Annotated in this window: 14 protein-coding genes; 9 read left to right on the top strand and 5 right to left on the bottom strand. The window is 67.8% G+C overall.

Annotation, left to right across the window (positions count from 1 at the left end; genetic code table 11):
- Nucleotides 1–185 precede the first annotated feature (185 nt).
- Nucleotides 186–2,990 (top strand): bifunctional [glutamate--ammonia ligase]-adenylyl-L-tyrosine phosphorylase/[glutamate--ammonia-ligase] adenylyltransferase, encoded by a 2,805-nt coding sequence (glnE, locus tag LGM42_RS17265; protein ID WP_059574290.1) that lies wholly within the window; start codon nucleotides 186–188, stop codon nucleotides 2,988–2,990.
- A 129-nt stretch (nucleotides 2,991–3,119) separates the two neighbouring features.
- Here glnE and recN read toward each other — a convergent pair whose 3' ends face one another.
- Together recN and LGM42_RS17255 are read right to left on the bottom strand one after the other, a co-directional pair.
- A complete protein-coding gene (gene recN / locus LGM42_RS17260) occupies nucleotides 3,120–4,769 on the bottom strand; it encodes a DNA repair protein RecN (RefSeq protein WP_226232720.1) in 1,650 nt (549 codons plus the stop codon).
- 19 nt (nucleotides 4,770–4,788) lie between these two features.
- Nucleotides 4,789–5,691, bottom strand: coding sequence for an NAD kinase (locus LGM42_RS17255; RefSeq protein WP_006492558.1), 903 nt, complete (start codon nucleotides 5,689–5,691; stop codon nucleotides 4,789–4,791).
- Between the two features lie 131 nt (nucleotides 5,692–5,822).
- Between LGM42_RS17255 and hrcA the strand changes: the two genes are divergently transcribed.
- The 3 genes from hrcA to LGM42_RS17240 all read left to right on the top strand — a co-directional run bounded on the left by hrcA (nucleotide 5,823) and on the right by LGM42_RS17240 (nucleotide 8,542).
- The gene (gene hrcA, locus LGM42_RS17250) at nucleotides 5,823–6,845 is read left to right on the top strand and encodes a heat-inducible transcriptional repressor HrcA (RefSeq protein ID WP_059451324.1); all 1,023 of its coding nucleotides are present in this window, start codon (nucleotides 5,823–5,825) and stop codon (nucleotides 6,843–6,845) included.
- 140 nt (nucleotides 6,846–6,985) lie between these two features.
- Nucleotides 6,986–8,050 carry a ferrochelatase gene (gene hemH / locus LGM42_RS17245; protein WP_060312709.1) on the top strand — a complete coding sequence of 355 codons (1,065 nt, stop codon included), beginning with the start codon at nucleotides 6,986–6,988 and terminating at the stop codon, nucleotides 8,048–8,050.
- Between the two features lie 84 nt (nucleotides 8,051–8,134).
- Nucleotides 8,135–8,542, top strand: a complete 408-nt coding sequence (locus LGM42_RS17240; RefSeq protein ID WP_059574287.1) for an RNA-binding S4 domain-containing protein — start codon at nucleotides 8,135–8,137, stop codon at nucleotides 8,540–8,542.
- On the opposite strand, the gene LGM42_RS17235 is transcribed toward LGM42_RS17240, so the two are convergent.
- Nucleotides 8,514–8,675 (bottom strand): hypothetical protein, encoded by a 162-nt coding sequence (locus LGM42_RS17235; protein ID WP_006476841.1) that lies wholly within the window; start codon nucleotides 8,673–8,675, stop codon nucleotides 8,514–8,516. The genes LGM42_RS17240 and LGM42_RS17235 overlap by 29 nt on opposite strands.
- A 353-nt stretch (nucleotides 8,676–9,028) precedes the next feature.
- Here LGM42_RS17235 and grpE point away from each other — a divergent pair, with 353 nt between their 5' ends.
- The 5 genes from grpE (at nucleotide 9,029) to LGM42_RS17210 (ending at nucleotide 15,533) form a co-directional block, all read left to right on the top strand.
- Nucleotides 9,029–9,574 (top strand): nucleotide exchange factor GrpE, encoded by a 546-nt coding sequence (gene grpE, locus LGM42_RS17230; RefSeq protein WP_059574286.1) that lies wholly within the window; start codon nucleotides 9,029–9,031, stop codon nucleotides 9,572–9,574.
- A 10-nt stretch (nucleotides 9,575–9,584) separates the two neighbouring features.
- Nucleotides 9,585–10,040 (top strand): thioredoxin family protein, encoded by a 456-nt coding sequence (locus LGM42_RS17225; RefSeq protein ID WP_226232719.1) that lies wholly within the window; start codon nucleotides 9,585–9,587, stop codon nucleotides 10,038–10,040.
- Between the two features lie 148 nt (nucleotides 10,041–10,188).
- Complete coding sequence (gene dnaK / locus LGM42_RS17220; RefSeq protein ID WP_059574284.1) at nucleotides 10,189–12,141, top strand: molecular chaperone DnaK; 1,953 nt, start codon at nucleotides 10,189–10,191, stop codon at nucleotides 12,139–12,141.
- A gap of 267 nt (nucleotides 12,142–12,408) precedes the next feature.
- Nucleotides 12,409–13,545: a molecular chaperone DnaJ gene (gene dnaJ / locus LGM42_RS17215; RefSeq protein WP_006476837.1), complete on the top strand. Its 1,137-nt coding sequence runs from the start codon at nucleotides 12,409–12,411 to the stop codon at nucleotides 13,543–13,545.
- Nucleotides 13,546–13,550: 5 nt separating this feature from the next.
- On the top strand, nucleotides 13,551–15,533 hold the full coding sequence (locus tag LGM42_RS17210; protein ID WP_226232718.1) for a chorismate-binding protein: 1,983 nt from the start codon (nucleotides 13,551–13,553) through the stop codon (nucleotides 15,531–15,533).
- Between the two features lie 5 nt (nucleotides 15,534–15,538).
- Here LGM42_RS17210 and LGM42_RS17205 read toward each other — a convergent pair whose 3' ends face one another.
- Together LGM42_RS17205 and LGM42_RS33230 are read right to left on the bottom strand one after the other, a co-directional pair.
- Nucleotides 15,539–15,988 carry an STY0301 family protein gene (locus LGM42_RS17205; protein ID WP_226232717.1) on the bottom strand — a complete coding sequence of 150 codons (450 nt, stop codon included), beginning with the start codon at nucleotides 15,986–15,988 and terminating at the stop codon, nucleotides 15,539–15,541.
- Nucleotides 15,985–16,029 carry a hypothetical protein gene (locus LGM42_RS33230; protein WP_230961907.1) on the bottom strand — a complete coding sequence of 15 codons (45 nt, stop codon included), beginning with the start codon at nucleotides 16,027–16,029 and terminating at the stop codon, nucleotides 15,985–15,987. The genes LGM42_RS17205 and LGM42_RS33230 overlap by 4 nt, the downstream gene beginning before the upstream one ends.
- Nucleotides 16,030–16,180: the final 151 nt, after the last annotated feature.

Here is a 16,180-nt window from a genome sequence, read left to right as displayed (position 1 = left end):
GTATCACACGGGTTCGTGTCGGCGGCCGTTGGGGGCCGTACGGCACGGGCTTTCCGGCGCGCGGCGTCGCGACGGGCGCACGCGCGTCCGGCGCGGCCGCGCCGAGTCCATTCGGGCCGGTCGGCAGCGGGGCGCGCACGTGCCGGCCCGCTGCCCGCCGGTCTTTCCGCCAGGCCCGCTTCTCGATGACCGACGCTTCCGCCCTGCTCAGCACGTCCTATTCCCGATACCTTGCCCGCGCGGCGGCCGCCCGGCCCGCGCTGGCCGCGCAGATCGCCGCGTGGGCGGCCGCGCCGCTCGGCCGCGCGCGGCTCGACGCGCGCCTCACCGAGCTGCTCGCGACGCCGGCCGGCACGTCCGCGCCGGACGAGGAGCAACTGAAGCGCGCGCTGCGGCAACTGCGGGCCGAGGCGTTCGGCGCGGTCGCGGAGCGCGACCTGCGCGGGCTGGCGGACGTCGCCGAAGTGACGGGCGCGATGACCGATCTCGCCGAAGTGGCCGTGCAGCGTTCGCTCGCGCTGCTGTCGGCCGAACTCGAGGCGCTGTACGGCGAGCCGCGCGGCGCCGACGGCCAGCGCGTCGTGCTCGGCGTGGTCGGGATGGGCAAGCTCGGCGGCCGCGAGCTGAACGTGTCGTCGGACATCGACCTGATCTTCGTCTACGAGGACGACGGCGAGACGACGGGCGGCACGCGTTCGCCGCTGTCCACGCAGGAATACTTCACGCGGCTCGGCCGGCGCTTGATCGGCGTGCTGTCCGAGGTCACGGCCGACGGCTACGTGTTTCGCGTCGACATGCGGCTGCGCCCGAACGGCGATTCGGGGCCGCTCGTCTGCAGCATCGGCATGCTCGAGGAATATTTTTACGTGCAGGGGCGCGAGTGGGAGCGCTATGCGTGGATCAAGGGGCGGCTCGTGTCGGAAGGCGACAGCGACGCGGCGCGGCGGCTCGCGGCGCAGCTCGAGTCGATCGTCAAGCCGTTCGTGTATCGCCGCTACCTTGATTTCGGCGTGATCGGCGCGATCCGTTCGCTGCACCAGCAGATCCGGCAAGAAGCCGCGCGGCGGGCGTCGATGCGGCCCGACAAGGCCGACGACATCAAGCTCGGGCGCGGCGGGATCCGCGAGATCGAGTTCAGCGCGCAGGTGTTCCAGTTGATCCGCGGCGGCCAGGATGCGGAGTTCCGCGTGCGGCCGACGCTCGCGGTGCTGCGGCATGCGCAGGCGCGCGGGCTGATCGGCGACGACGTATGCGCGCGCCTGACCGACGCCTACCGTTTCCTGCGCACGCTCGAGCACCGGCTGCAATACCGCAACGACGCGCAGACGCACGCGATGCCGGTCGAGCCCGACGAGCGCGCGGCGCTGGCCGCGTCGCTCGGGTTTGCCGACTACGCGGCGCTGATGACGGTGCTGGACGAGCACCGGAACTTCGTCGAGGCGCAGTTCGACCAGATCTTCGCGGACAAGGTGAAGGGCGGCGGCCCATGCACGGCCGGCGACGACACGGCCGCCGCGTGGATCTGGAGCGGCGCGCTGGCCGACGACGGCGAGGACGACGCGCTGGTCGCGCGCCTCGACGGCCTGGGCTTCGCCGATCCGGCCGCCGTGCTCGCGCGGCTGCGCGCGATCTGGCAATCGTCGCGCTATACCGGGCTGCCGGAAAAGAGCCGGCAGCGCTTCGACAGCGTCGCGCAGCGCGCGCTCGACGCCGCGCCGACGATCGACGCCGCGCGCCGCGACGAGACGATCGTGCGCCTGTTCGATCTGCTCGAGACGGTCAGCCGGCGCGGCGTCTATCTCGCGCTGCTGACCGAATACCCGGCCGCGCTCGACCGCGTGCTGTCGGTGCTCGGCGCGACGCGCTGGGGCGGCGGCTACCTGATCCGCCACCCGCAGCTGCTCGACGAGCTGCTCGACGACGAGGCGATCGCGAGCCCGTTCGACTGGCCCGCGTTCAAGGAGGCGCTGCGCGCGCGGCTCGCCGCGGCCGACGGCCCCGAGCAGCAGATGGACCTGCTGCGCCATGCGCAGCACGCGGAGGTGTTCCGGATCCTGCTGATCGACCTGGCCGGGCAACTGTCGGTCGAGCACGTGAGCGACCGGCTGTCCGAGCTGGCCGACGCGGTGCTCGACGTGACGATCGAAGTCGTCTGGTCGCAGCTCGCGAAGCGCCATCGCGACGTGCCGATGTTCGCGGTGATCGCGTACGGCAAGCTGGGCGGCAAGGAGCTCGGCTATGCGTCCGATCTCGACCTGATCTTCCTGTACGACGATCCGGACGAGCGTTCGGCGGACGTCTACACGACCTTCACGCGGCGCCTGATCACGTGGCTCACGACGGCGACCGGCGCGGGCGCGCTGTTCGACATCGACCTGCGGCTGCGGCCGAACGGCGAGGCCGGGTTGCTCGTCACCGATCTCGACGCATTCCGCCGCTATCAACTGCGCGAGGGCGACGCCGCGAACACCGCGTGGGTGTGGGAGCACCAGGCGCTGACGCGCGCCCGCTACAGCGCGGGCGACGCGCGGATCGGCGCGGCTTTCGAGGCGATCCGCCAGCAGGTGCTGACGACGCCGCGCGACGGGGCGATCCTCGCGAAGGAGATCGTCGACATGCGCGGCAAGGTGTTTGCCGGCCACCCGAACCAGACCGGGCTGTTCGACCTGAAGCACGATCGCGGCGGGATGGTCGACATCGAGTTCATCGTCCAGTACTGGGTGCTGCTGCACGCGTCGAGCGACGCCGAGTTGATCCGCAATACCGGCAATATCGCGCTGCTGCGCGAGGTCGCGCGCTTCGGGCTGATGGGCGCGGACGAGGCCGAGCGCGTCGGCGCGGCGTATCGCAAGTACCGCAAGCTGCAGCACAAGCTGCGGCTCGACGGGATGGAGAAGGCGCGCGTCGATCCGGCCCTCGTGGCCGACGAGCGGGCGGCCGTGACGGCGCTGTGGGCGCGCGTGTTCGGGGCGGTCGAAACGGGCGTTTGAGTCGCCCGTTCGAATCCGGCGTACGATCGGCGGCGCAGGCCGGCCGCGATCGAGCGGCTGGCCTGCCGTAACAAAAAAGACCGGCGCATGCGCCGGTCTTTCCGCATCCGGACCAACGTGGAGCCGGCGTCAGGCCGCCAGCATTTCCTTCGCGTGCTTGCGTGTGGTCGCGGTGATTTCGAGCCCGCCGAGCATCCGCGCGACTTCCTCGATCCGGCTGGCGCGGTCGAGCGCGACAACGGTCGATACCGTGCCACCGCGCTCGTCGGCGCCCTTCGCCACCTGGAAATGATGGTCGCCGCGCGCGGCGACCTGCGGCAGGTGGGTCACGCACAGCACCTGGCGGTCGCGCCCGAGCTGGTGCAGCAGGCGGCCGACCACTTCGGCGACGCCGCCGCCGATTCCCGTATCGACTTCGTCGAAGATCAGCGTCGGCGTCGGGCTCGCGGCGCTGGCGATGACCGCGAGCGCGAGGCTGATCCGTGCGAGCTCGCCGCCCGACGCGACCTTCGCGAGCGGCCGCAGCGGCACGCCCGCGTGCCCGGCCACGCGGAATTCGACCTGCTCGAGCCCGTGCGGGCCGCCGTCGGCGAGCGGCACGAGCGCGACTTCGAAGCTGCCGCCTGCCATCGACAGTTCCTGCATGCCGGCCGTGACGGCCGTGCCGAGCGCCTTCGCGGCCTGCGCGCGCGCCTTCGACAGGCGTTTCGCATCGGCGAGATAGGCTTCCCGCGCCTTGGCCTGCGCGGCTTCGAGCGCGCCGAGATCGGCGGCGGCGTCGAGCGCGGCGAGTTGCGCGCGGCGCGCCGCATGCTCCTCGTGCAGCGTGTCGGGCGGCAGCCGGAACTTGCGGGCGGTCGAGTGCAGCGCGTCGAGCCGCGTTTCGACCTGCGCGAGCCGCTCCGGGTCGAGATCGACGCGCTGGGCATAGTGCGACAGCGAATACACGGCTTCCTGCAACTGGATCTCGGCCGGCTCCAGCGATGCCAGCGCATCGCCGAGCGCGGTGTCGTAGTCGGCCAGGCTGCGCAGCTTCGACACGATCGCGCCGAGCTGCGCGAGCATCGCGTCGTCGGACTCGGACAGCGCGTTGAGCGCGCCGCGCACGCCTTCGATCAGGTTCGCCGAATGCGACAGGCGCTTGTGTTCGTTGCTGACTTCGTCCCATTCGCCGGCTTGCGGCGCGAGCTTGTCGAGTTCGGCGAGCTGCCACGCGAGCTTTTCGCGCTCGAGTTGCAATTCGCGCTCGTGCGCCTTCGCGGCGTCGATCGCCTGCGTCGCGTCGCGCCACACGCGCCACGCGCGCGCGACGTTCGCGGCATCGGCGACGAGCCCCGCGTGCGTGTCGAACAGCTCGCGCTGCGCGTCGGGCCGCATCAGCAACTGGTGCGCGTGCTGGCCGTGGATGTCGACGAGCATCTCGCCGAGTTCGCGCAGTTGGGCGAGCGTCGCGCTGGTGCCGTTGATGAACGCACGCGACCGGCCGTTCGCGTCGATCACGCGGCGCAGCATCACGGTGTCCTCGGCGTCGAACGCGTGGTCGTCGAGCCAGCGCGCGACACGGTCGTGCGGCGTGAACTCGGCCGTGATGTCGGCGCGGCCGCAGCCGGTGCGCACGACGCTCGCGTCGGCGCGTTCGCCGAGCGCGAGGGCGAGGGCGTCGATCAGGATCGACTTGCCGGCCCCGGTTTCGCCTGAAAAGACGGAAAAGCCGCTGTCGAATTCGAGATCGAGCGCGGCGACGATGACGAAGTCGCGGATCGAGAGGTGGCGGAGCATGGTGTCGGGCGGAGCGGCGTCAGGACGCCTTGTCGTCTTCGTTCGATGCGTGTTCGTTCCAGTGCAGCTTCTTGCGCAGCGTCGTGTAGTAGCTGTAGCCGATCGGGTGCAGGAACGGCACCGTGTGCTTCGAGCGGCGCACCTCGATCGTGTCGTTCAGCTCAAGCGACGTGAACGACTGCATGTCGAAGTTCACGTTGACGTCGCGGCCGCCGACGATCTGGATCGCGATCTTCGAATCGTCGGGCAGCACGATCGGCCGGTTCGACAGCGCGTGCGGCGCGATCGGCACGAGCACGATGCCCGCCAGCTGCGGATGGAGGATCGGGCCGGCCGACGACAGCGCATACGCGGTCGAGCCGGTGGGCGTCGCGACGATCAGGCCGTCCGAGCGCTGGTTGTACATGTAGCGGCCGTCGACCGACGCACGCAGCTCGACCATCCCGGAGAAGCCGCTGCGGTTCACGACGACGTCGTTGAACGCGAGCGCGTGGTAGATCGGTTCGCCGTCGCGTACGATCCGCGCCTCGAGCAGCGAGCGCTCCTCGCGCTCGAATTTGCCGGCCAGCATCACGGGCACGAGCGCCTGCATGTCGGAGGCCGCGATGTCGGTGATGAAGCCGAGCCGCCCGTGGTTGATCCCGATCAGCGGTGTCCGGTACGGCGCAAGCTGGCGGCCGATGCCGAGCATCGTGCCGTCGCCGCCGAGCACGATTGCCACGTCCGCTCGTGCCCCGATTTCGGCCGGGGTGAGCGCCGGGTAGCCGGCGATGCCGATTTCCCGCGCGGTATCGCCTTCGAACACGACCTCGAAGCCGAGCGTGGCAATGCTGTCCGCCAGCGTGGCGAGCGGCTCGGCGATGCCGGGCGTGTTGCTCCGGCCGACGAGCGCGACAGTGTTGAACTGATTACCGGTTTTCATGCCGGCATTACACCATAGCTCGTTGACGAAAAGAACCGCCCGTGCGCCGACGGGGCCGGATCGGGCCGGCCCGCGCAATGGTGGCCGACGCCACTCGCCGTGCTTGCGCGGTTGCGCTAAAATTTTCCACCATGCTAGATCCTCGCGCACGAACCCTCCTGAAAACCCTGATCGAACGGTATATCGCCGACGGTCAGCCAGTCGGATCGCGCACGTTGTCCCGTTACTCCGGGCTCGAATTGAGCCCGGCGACGATCCGCAACGTGATGTCCGACCTGGAGGAGCTCGGCCTCGTGTCGAGCCCGCACACGTCGGCCGGCCGCGTGCCGACGCCGCGCGGCTACCGGCTGTTCGTCGACACGATGCTGACGGTCGAGGCGCCGATCGACGCGGAGGCCGTCGCGCGTCAGGTGCAGAACACGCTGCAGGCCGGCGAGCCGCAGCAGCGGGTGGTGGCGGCCGCCGCGAGCGTGCTGTCGAACCTGTCGCAGTTCGCGGGCGTCGTGCTGACGCCGCGTCGCAGCCACGTGTTCAAGCAGATCGAATTCATGCGCCTGTCCGACAAGCGCATCCTGCTGATCATCGTCACGCCCGAGGGCGACGTGCAGAACCGCATGCTCGCGACGCCGCGCGACTATTCGCCGTCGCAGCTGACCGAGGCATCCAACTACATCAACGCACATTTCGCCGGCCTGTCGTTCGACGAGGTGCGCCGCCGCCTGCGCGACGAGATCGACCAGTTGCGCGGCGACATGACGACGCTGATGCACGCGGCCGTGACGGCCAGCACCGAGGTGCCCGACACCGAGGACACCGTGCTGATTTCCGGCGAGCGCAACCTGCTCGAGGTGGCGGACCTGTCGTCCGACATGGCGCGGCTGCGCAAGCTGTTCGACGTATTCGACCAAAAGACGGGCCTCCTGCAACTGCTCGACGTGTCGAGCCACGCCCAGGGCGTGCAGATCTTCATCGGCGGCGAATCGACGCTCGTGCCGATCGAGGAAATGAGCGTCGTGACCGCCCCTTACGAGGTGAACGGCAAGATCGTCGGCACGCTCGGCGTGATCGGCCCGACCCGCATGGCGTACAACCGCGTGATACCGATCGTCGACATCACCGCGCGCCTGCTGTCGCTCACGCTGAGCCAGCAGTAGCCGCCGCTCCGACGCCGTCCCGCCATCGTGCCGCGGCGTCGCGCGCGCCGCCAGTCGGCCGAACGGCCAGCCGACCCGAGCGCTGCGGCCCGCTATAATTGAGGGCCGTCCGACTGCGTGCCCCGAGCACGTTCCTGCCCATGCGTTTCGATCTTGAGCCGCCATCGAGCGTCGCGGCTGCCCATCGCATCGGTGTGCTGCTGATCAATCTCGGCACGCCCGACGCGCCCACCCCGCGCGCGGTGCGGCGCTACCTGGCCGAATTCCTGTCGGATCCGCGGGTCGTCGAAATTCCGCAGGCCGTCTGGCAGGTGCTGCTGCGCACGCTGATCCTGCCGCTGCGCGGCCGCGCGTCCGCGAAGAAATACGCGGCCGTCTGGATGCCCGAGGGCTCGCCGCTGCGTGTCTACACCGAGCGCCAGACCGACAGCGTGCGGCACCTGCTCGCGTCGAACGGCTATCACGTGATGGTCGACTACGCGATGCGCTACGGCAGTCCGAACATTTCGCACGCGCTCGCGCAGTTCAAGCGCGCGGGCGTCGAGCGCGTGCTGCTGATGCCGATGTATCCGCAATACTCGGCGTCGACAACCGCCACCGCGTTCGATGCCGCGTTCGGCGCGCTCGCGCGCATGCGCAATCAGCCGGAAGTGCGCACGGTGCGGCACTACGCCGACCATCCGGCCTATATCCACGCGCTGGCCGAGCAGGTGCGCCAATACTGGGCGCAGCACGGCCGGCCCGATTTCGCGGCCGGCGACAAGCTGGTGCTGAGTTTCCACGGCGTGCCGAAGCGCACGCTCGACCTCGGCGATCCCTATCACGACCAGTGCCAGCAGACGGGCGCGTTGCTGATGGCCGCGCTCGGGCTGTCGGCCACCGAATGCCGCGTCACGTTCCAGTCGCGCTTCGGCAAGGCCGAATGGCTCCAGCCGTATACCGCGCCGACCCTGCGCGAATTCGGCGAGGCCGGCGTGCGGCGGGCCGACGTGTTCTGTCCCGGCTTCACGGCCGATTGCCTCGAGACGATCGAGGAAATCGGCATGGAAGTGCGCGACGAGTTTCTCGCCGGCGGCGGCAAGACCTTTCACCGCATTCCGTGCCTGAACGGTGCCTCCGCATGGATCGGCGCGCTCGGCGAGATCGTCGCGGAAAATCTGCAGGGCTGGCCCGTCAAGGCCGCGCAGCCCGAACCGGTCAATTGAGATGAAACGATTCCCACGCGCGCGTTGTTCGCCGTTCCCTGGGGCGGCGGTCAGCCTTCACACGGCGGCCCGGCGGAGGCTTGCATGAACTACAGGATTTCCACGGAGCCGGGCGCGAAGCTGCGCATCGACAAATGGCTGTGGGCAGCCCGATTCTTCAAGACGCGCTCGCTCGCGACCGATGCGGTCGACAAGGGGCACGTGAAGATCGGCGGCGCGGCGGTCAAGCCGGCGAAGGACGTACGGGTGGGCGACGAGGTCGAGATTGCGATCGACGGCATCGTCTGGCACATTGCCGTGCTGGGCGTGTGCGACGTGCGCGGGCCCGCGAGCGTCGCGCAGACGCTCTACGAGGAAACGGCTGCGGGGCGAGCCGCGCGGCTCGCCGAACTGGAGCGGCGCCGGACGTATCGCGAGCCGGCGGCCGAATTGCACGGCCGGCCGACGAAGCGCGACAGGCGCATCATCGACAGATTTTCTGGTGGGAGCTGAACATCTGGTCGAACGTCGCCCGCGCGCTGCCGTATTCGGTCGTGCGGTCGGTGACGGCCCCCGACAGGCAGATGGTGGTGGTGCCGGCAATGAGTACCAGCGCGACCACCGATATCGCAAAGGTCAGTTTCACGGTACTCCCCTCGAGAACAAGGGTGAAAACGGCGCCAGGTGGAAGGTCACGCGGCGGTCAGCTAGGGTAAACACGCTTTTCCGACGCTTGAGTGGAGTGTAGTGCAGCCGGCCTGTGTGCAGCTAGTACTTGCCGGGTAAGCGTTGTTACAGGCCGTTTCGCCCGACGCGGCGGACGATGCGGCGCCTGCACCTGCAGACGCGCGGTTGTTTCGCGGCATTGGAGAATGCCGGCGAATAACCCTCTTGAAACCGCAGTTTTCGCCCTTATTTGCACCAGTAATGTGCGGTGCCGCCGGGTATACGTCCGGCGGTTGCCGATTTGGCTTCAACCTCTAATCGACTTTCAGCGACATGGAAAACACGCAAGAGAACCCGGCTACCCAATCGGCCGAAGACATCGGCAGCGAGAAGCAGGCGGAGCAAGGCGCCGCACCCGCCGCCGAAGCCGCCGACGCGGCGCTCGCGGAGGCTCAAGCCAAGGTCGCCGAGCTCCAGGAAAGCTTCCTGCGGGCGAAGGCCGAAACCGAGAACGTGCGCCGCCGCGCGCAGGACGACGTGTCGAAAGCGCACAAGTTCGCGATCGAGAGCTTCGCGGAGCACCTGCTGCCCGTGCTGGACAGCCTGGAAGCGGCCGTCAACGATACCTCCGGCGACATCGCGAAGGTGCGCGAGGGCGTCGAGCTCACGCTGCGCCAGTTGACGAGCGCGCTCGAGAAGGGCCGCGTCGTCGCGATCAATCCGGTCGGCGAGAAGTTCGATCCGCACCAGCACCAGGCCATTTCGATGGTGCCGGCCGAGCAGGAGCCGAACACCGTCGTCACGGTGCTGCAAAAGGGCTACATGATCGCCGACCGCGTGCTGCGCCCGGCGCTCGTCACCGTCGCGCAGCCGAAGTAAGGCGGCCGACATGGTGCCCGCCGGCGTCGATCCGGCCGCGTTCGACGCGTTCGACATGCAGGCGCTCGACGCCGGCACGTTCGACGCGGCCGTCGACGGCGCGGGCGATGCGCTGGCCGTGGTGTTCTTCTGGGGCGTCGACTGCTTCAACTGCGAGATCGCGAAGAAGGCGATGCTCGCCCAGCCCGACGCGATCCGCGCGCTGGGCCTGAAGTGGTTCCATTGCAACGTGTACGAGCACCATCAGCTGGGGCGCCGCTTCGGGCTGCACGGCGTGCCGACGTGGTTCTTCTTCCACCGCGGCAAGCGGCTGGGCCGCGCGACGGGCTGGCATGGTCTCGCGCAGTTCCAGGCAGCGGTTGCGGCGGCACGCGCGAAGATCGGCGCGGCGGCCGGTGCCGCGGCGGCCGGTGCCCCGTCCCGCGAGGGCACCGGCCCACACGATCCGCTGGCCGGCGGCGATTGAAAAAATTTAATATCCGCATCGCTCGTCGGGTCTTGAAAACGGATCGGGCGGACGCATTTCGGGAACAGAGTTGAATTCTGGCGTGCGAAACCGCCCAAAAACGCGGCGTTTCGCGCAGCAAACAAGCATTTCTGGAGATTAGGAAAAAATGGGAAAGATCATCGGTATTGACCTCGGCACCACGAACTCGTGCGTCGCCATCATGGAAGGCAACCAGGTCAAGGTCATCGAGAACTCGGAAGGCGCTCGCACCACGCCGTCGATCATCGCGTACATGGACGACAACGAAGTGCTCGTCGGCGCGCCGGCCAAGCGCCAGTCGGTGACCAACCCGAAGAACACGCTGTTCGCGGTGAAGCGCCTGATCGGCCGCCGCTTCGAAGAGAAGGAAGTCCAGAAGGACATCGGCCTGATGCCGTATGCGATCATCAAGGCCGACAACGGCGACGCATGGGTCGAAGCGCACGGCGAAAAGCTCGCGCCGCCGCAGGTGTCGGCCGAAGTGCTGCGCAAGATGAAGAAGACGGCCGAAGACTACCTCGGCGAGCCGGTCACGGAAGCCGTGATCACGGTGCCGGCGTACTTCAACGACAGCCAGCGCCAGGCGACCAAGGACGCCGGCCGCATCGCGGGCCTCGAAGTCAAGCGGATCATCAACGAGCCGACCGCGGCCGCGCTCGCGTTCGGTCTCGACAAGGCCGAGAAGGGCGACCGCAAGATCGCCGTGTATGACCTCGGCGGCGGCACGTTCGACGTGTCGATCATCGAGATCGCGGACGTCGACGGCGAAATGCAGTTCGAAGTGCTGTCGACCAACGGCGACACGTTCCTCGGCGGCGAAGACTTCGATCAGCGCATCATCGATTACATCATCGGCGAGTTCAAGAAGGAGCAGGGCGTCGACCTGTCGAAGGACGTGCTCGCGCTGCAGCGCCTGAAGGAAGCCGCCGAAAAGGCGAAGATCGAGCTGTCGTCGAGCCAGCAGACCGAAATCAACCTGCCGTACATCACGGCGGACGCGTCGGGCCCGAAGCACTTGAACCTGAAGATCACCCGCGCGAAGCTGGAAGCGCTGGTGGAAGACCTCGTCGAGCGCACGATCGAACCGTGCCGCATCGCGATCAAGGACGCAGGCGTCAAGGTGTCGGACATCGACGACGTGATCCTGGTCGGCGGCCAGACCCGCATGCCGAAGGTGCAGGAGAAGGTGAAGGAGTTCTTCGGCAAGGACCCGCGCCGTGACGTGAACCCGGACGAAGCCGTCGCGGTTGGCGCGGCGATCCAGGGCCAGGTGCTGTCGGGCGACCGCAAGGACGTGCTGCTGCTCGACGTGACCCCGCTGTCGCTCGGTATCGAGACGCTCGGCGGCGTGATGACGAAGATGATCAACAAGAACACGACGATCCCGACGAAGCACGCCCAGGTGTATTCGACGGCGGACGACAACCAGTCGGCCGTAACGATCAAGGTGTTCCAGGGCGAACGCGAAATGGCGGCGGGCAACAAGCTGCTCGGCGAGTTCAACCTCGAAGGCATTCCGCCGGCCCCGCGCGGCGTGCCGCAGATCGAAGTGACCTTCGACATCGACGCGAACGGCATCCTGCACGTCGGCGCGAAGGACAAGGCGACCGGCAAGGAAAACAAGATCACGATCAAGGCGAACTCGGGCCTGTCCGAGGCTGAAATCGATCAGATGATCAAGGACGCGGAAGCGAACGCAGCGGAAGACCACAAGCTGCGCGAGCTGGCCGATTCGCGCAACCAGGGCGACGCGCTGGTTCACAGCACGAAGAAGGCGCTGACCGAGTACGGCGACAAGCTGGATGCGGGCGAGAAGGAAGCGATCGAAGCGGCGCTGAAGTCGCTCGAGGACGTGCTGAAGGACACGTCGGCCGACAAGGCCGCGATCGACGCGAAGGTCGAGGAGCTCGGCAAGGTCTCGCAGAAGCTCGGCGAGAAGATGTATGCCGACATGCAGGCCCAGCAGGCTGGTGCGGCCGGCGCGGCCGGTGCGGCGGAAGGCGCGGCCCACGCGGGCGGTGCGCAACAGGCTGCCGACGACGTCGTCGACGCCGAGTTCAAGGAAGTGAAGAAGGACTAAGCCAGGTTGCAATGGCACCGCATGCCGCGCGCGCAAAAACGCGCGCGGCGCGACTGACCAGCGGCTGAAAAGCGGTCTGTCTTTCCTTCCGGATGGCCGGATCGACTCCACGCCTGGCGGGCCTTGCGGCCCTCCGGGCACATTTGTTTTTTGGCGGGTGCTGCGCGAGCCGTCCGCGGACGGTGCAGCGCCAGACGAGTCGAGAGACTTTACTGCGGGCGAAAGGAGCCGCCGCGTGCGCGATGCGTGGCGGCACAGTGAATCGATATGGCGAAACGGGATTACTACGAGGTTCTGGGCGTCGCGAAGAATGCGAGCGACGACGAAATCAAGAAGGCATATCGCAAGCTTGCGATGAAGTATCACCCTGACCGCAATCCGGACAGCAAGGATGCGGAAGAGCATTTCAAGGAGGCGAAGGAAGCCTATGAAATGCTGTCGGATGGCCAGAAGCGGGCCGCGTATGACCAGTACGGCCACGCGGGCGTCGATCCGAACATGGGCGGTGCGGGCGCGCAGGGCTTCGGCGGCTTCGCGGATGCGTTCGGCGACATCTTCGGCGACATCTTCGGCCAGGCCGCGGGCGGTGCCGCGCGCGGCGGCCGCGGCGGCCCGCAGGTGTATCGCGGCGCCGACCTGCGCTACAGCATGGAAATCACGCTCGAGCAGGCCGCGCACGGCTACGACACGCAGATCCGCGTGCCGAGCTGGGTGTCGTGCGAAGTCTGCCACGGCTCGGGTGCGAAGCCCGGCACGAAGCCGGAAACCTGCCCGACCTGTCACGGCCAGGGCACGGTGCGCATGTCGCAGGGCTTCTTCAGCATCCAGCAGACCTGCCCGAAGTGTCATGGCACCGGCACCTACATCCCCGAGCCGTGCGCGCATTGCCACGGGTCGGGCAAGGTGAAGGAAACCAAGACGCTCGAAGTGAAGATTCCGGCCGGGATCGACGACGGGATGCGGATCCGCTCGGCCGGCAACGGCGAGCCGGGCATCAACGGCGGGCCGCCGGGCGACCTGTACGTCGAGATCCACATCAAGCCGCACTCGGTGTTCGAGCGCGACGGCGACGATCTCCATTGCCAGATGCCGATTCCGTTCACGACCGCCGCACTCGGCGGCGAGATCGAGGTGCCGACGCTGGCCGGCCGTGCGTCGTTCCCGGTGCCGGAAGGCACGCAGTCGGGCAAGACGTTCCGCCTGCGCGGCAAGGGCATCAAGGGGCTGCGTTCGAGCATCGCGGGCGATCTGTACGTGCACGTGCAGGTCGAGACGCCCGTGAAGCTGACCGACCAGCAGCGCGACCTGCTCAAGCAGTTCGAGAAGTCGCTGGCCGAAGGCGGCGCGCGTCACAGCCCGCAGAGCAAGAGCTGGTTCGACCGGGTGAAGAGCTTCTTCGAGTAACGGGCATGACTGAAGGCAACGAGAGCGCGTCGTTCGCGCTCTTGGACGATTGCGACTCGACCGCGTCCGCGCGGTCGAGTCGTTTGTATTCGGGCTTCGTGCGCGAACGCGTGTGCACGCACCCGGCGCAGCTCGACGCCATCGATGCGGCGCTCGCGCGGGATCTGCGCGACGGGCTGCATGCGGTCGTCGTCGGCGATTACGAATTCGGACGCAACCTGCAAAAGGCGCAGCCGGGCGATGCCCCGCTGCGCTTTTTGCTGTATGCGCACTGCGAGCGGCTGTCGCGCGACGAAGTCGACGCGTGGCTCGCACAGCAGGATGGCGGCGGCCCGCCGTCGATCGCCGGTGTCGCGCACGTCGCGAAGAGCGTGTCGCGCGACGCGTTCGACGCGGCGATCGGCGCGGTGCAGGACGCGCTGCGCGCAGGCGATTCGTATCAGGTCAACTACACGTACCGGCTGAATTTCGACGTGTTCGGCACGCCGCTCGCGCTGTACCGGCGGCTGCGCGCGCGCCAGCCTGTGCGGTACGGCGCGCTGATCGCGCTGCCCGGCGGCGCGTGGGTCGTGTCGTGCTCGCCCGAGCTGTTCGTCGAGAAGCAGGGCGACGTGCTGCGCGCGCGGCCGATGAAGGGCACCGCGCCGCGTTCGGCCGATCCGCGCGACGATGCGGCGGCCGCCGCGTTCCTCGCGAGCGATCCGAAGAACCGAGCGGAAAACGTGATGATCGTCGACCTGCTGCGCAACGACGTGTCGCGGATCGCGCGCACGGGCAGCGTCAAGGTGCCGGCGCTGTTCTCCGTCGAGCCGTATGCGTCGGTGTGGCAGATGACGTCGACGGTCGAAGCCGGCTGGCGCGACGGCACGACGTTCGCGCAGATGCTGCGCGCGCTGTTTCCGTGCGGGTCGATCACCGGTGCGCCGAAGTACAAGACGATGGAATTGATCGACGCGATCGAGTCGACGCCGCGCGGGCTCTATACGGGCGCGATCGGGTGGCTCGATGCGCCGCGGGACGGCGCCGTGGAGGACGTCGCGCAAGACGTTCCGTCGGCGAGCCACGGCGCCGCGCGACAGGTTGATGGGGCCGGTGCGTCGCCGGGCCGTGCGGCGTCCTGCGGCGATTTCTGCCTGTCGGTCGCGATCCGGACGCTGACGCTCGATGCGGCTGGCGTCGATAATGACGCGGACGGCACGGGCATCGCCGCGACCGGCCGGCGGCGCGGCACGATGGGCGTGGGCGCGGGCATCGTGCTCGACAGCGTCGCGGCCGACGAATATGCGGAGTGCGAATTGAAAGCGCGATTCCTGACCGATGCCGACCCCGGCTTCCAGTTGTTCGAAACGACCGCCGCGACGCGCGCGGGCGGCATCCGGCATCTGGAGCGCCATCTCGCGCGGCTGCAGCGCAGTGCCGATGCGTTCGGCTTCCGCTTCGACGCCGACACGTTGCATCGCGAGATCGATGCACGCTGCGCGGCGCTCGACGGTGACAGTCCATACCGGATGAAGCTCGCGCTCGCGAAGGACGGCGCGTTCGACATCACGGCCGCACCGCTGAAGGCGCTGCCCACCGGGCCGGTTAGCGTGATGCTCGCGTCCGAGCACGGCTTTGCGCCGACCTGCGCGAGCGACGCGCTGCTGCTGCACAAGACCACGCGCCGTGCCGAATACGACCGCGCGTGGCAGGCGGCCGAAGCACTCGGCGGATTCGACATGCTGTTCGTCAACGAGCGCGGCGAGGTGACGGAAGGCGGGCGCTCGAACCTGTTCGTGAAGCTCGACGGGCAATGGGTGACGCCGCCGCTCGCGAGCGGCGTGCTGCCGGGCGTGATGCGCGGCGTGCTGCTGGACGATCCGGCGCTAAACGCAACGGAGCGCGCGCTGACGCTCGACGATGTGCTGAACGCAGACGCGTTGATGATCTGCAATGCGTTACGCGGGCCGATGACGGCGCGGCTGATTCGCGACTGCGCATCGGCCTGAGCGGATTACTTTCGTGGCGTACATTGCCAGGTTTGTACGATGGGGCGTCCTCGTTCGTAGCGCACAACGCAAGTTTGCGCATATTTGCCGAGTGGCCGTGCGATCACGACGCTTGTATTGCTGTAGTTGCACGAGATCCAGTAGTCTTCGCGATCTTCAGCCAGCAACCAAGTATAAATATCGCTTTTGGGCTCGGTGCGCGAGCGATTCGGCAGCAATGACATTATCCGGTCCGGCGGCCCCGACCAGAAGGTGACGCCGGCAAGCGGATAGGTGCGTCGCGTGTCGAAGTTTTTCCAGCCATCGGGTGGTTGACCGTCGAGCTGCTGGGTGACGGCAAGGCGTGCGGGGCAATCTGCAGTGGCGGCGAATACGGGTAAGACGATGAGCGAACTGAATGCGAACGCGGTAATGGTGAGCAGCCGGTACGGCGTTTGGCGGATGAACATCATCATTTCACCACCGAAAATGCATCGGCATTGTTGCTTGGATCGATGTAACGGCCAGTTTTGTCCTTGCCCTTGAATGCAATTCATCGTCTCTTGATTGCCATGCGAATATGGGACGCGTATGGAATTGCGATGTGTACGACGCGTGATAGATGTTCTCGAGCGGGCGTCGACATTGTCTTCACCTTCCGCTGCACC

Origin of the sequence: Burkholderia sp. AU39826, assembly GCF_020419965.1 — a bacterium.
Lineage (GTDB): Bacteria > Pseudomonadota > Gammaproteobacteria > Burkholderiales > Burkholderiaceae > Burkholderia > Burkholderia semiarida.
Note: the sequence above shows the minus strand (reverse complement) of the source record. Positions and strands in the feature narration are given on the sequence as shown.

Bases quoted from the DNA above. Each gene is read 5' to 3' on its own strand.
- dnaK (WP_059574284.1), top strand. From the start codon at position 10,189: ATGGGAAAGATCATCGGTATTGACCTCGGCACCACGAACTCGTGCGTC.
- dnaJ (WP_006476837.1), top strand. From the start codon at position 12,409: ATGGCGAAACGGGATTACTACGAGGTTCTGGGCGTCGCGAAGAATGCG.
- hrcA (WP_059451324.1), top strand. From the start codon at position 5,823: ATGCTAGATCCTCGCGCACGAACCCTCCTGAAAACCCTGATCGAACGG.
- LGM42_RS17225 (WP_226232719.1), top strand. From the start codon at position 9,585: ATGGTGCCCGCCGGCGTCGATCCGGCCGCGTTCGACGCGTTCGACATG.
- LGM42_RS17240 (WP_059574287.1), top strand. From the start codon at position 8,135: ATGAACTACAGGATTTCCACGGAGCCGGGCGCGAAGCTGCGCATCGAC.
- LGM42_RS17255 (WP_006492558.1), bottom strand. From the start codon at position 5,691: ATGAAAACCGGTAATCAGTTCAACACTGTCGCGCTCGTCGGCCGGAGC.
- LGM42_RS17205 (WP_226232717.1), bottom strand. From the start codon at position 15,988: ATGATGATGTTCATCCGCCAAACGCCGTACCGGCTGCTCACCATTACC.
- recN (WP_226232720.1), bottom strand. From the start codon at position 4,769: ATGCTCCGCCACCTCTCGATCCGCGACTTCGTCATCGTCGCCGCGCTC.
- glnE (WP_059574290.1), top strand. From the start codon at position 186: ATGACCGACGCTTCCGCCCTGCTCAGCACGTCCTATTCCCGATACCTT.
- hemH (WP_060312709.1), top strand. From the start codon at position 6,986: ATGCGTTTCGATCTTGAGCCGCCATCGAGCGTCGCGGCTGCCCATCGC.
- grpE (WP_059574286.1), top strand. From the start codon at position 9,029: ATGGAAAACACGCAAGAGAACCCGGCTACCCAATCGGCCGAAGACATC.
- LGM42_RS17210 (WP_226232718.1), top strand. From the start codon at position 13,551: ATGACTGAAGGCAACGAGAGCGCGTCGTTCGCGCTCTTGGACGATTGC.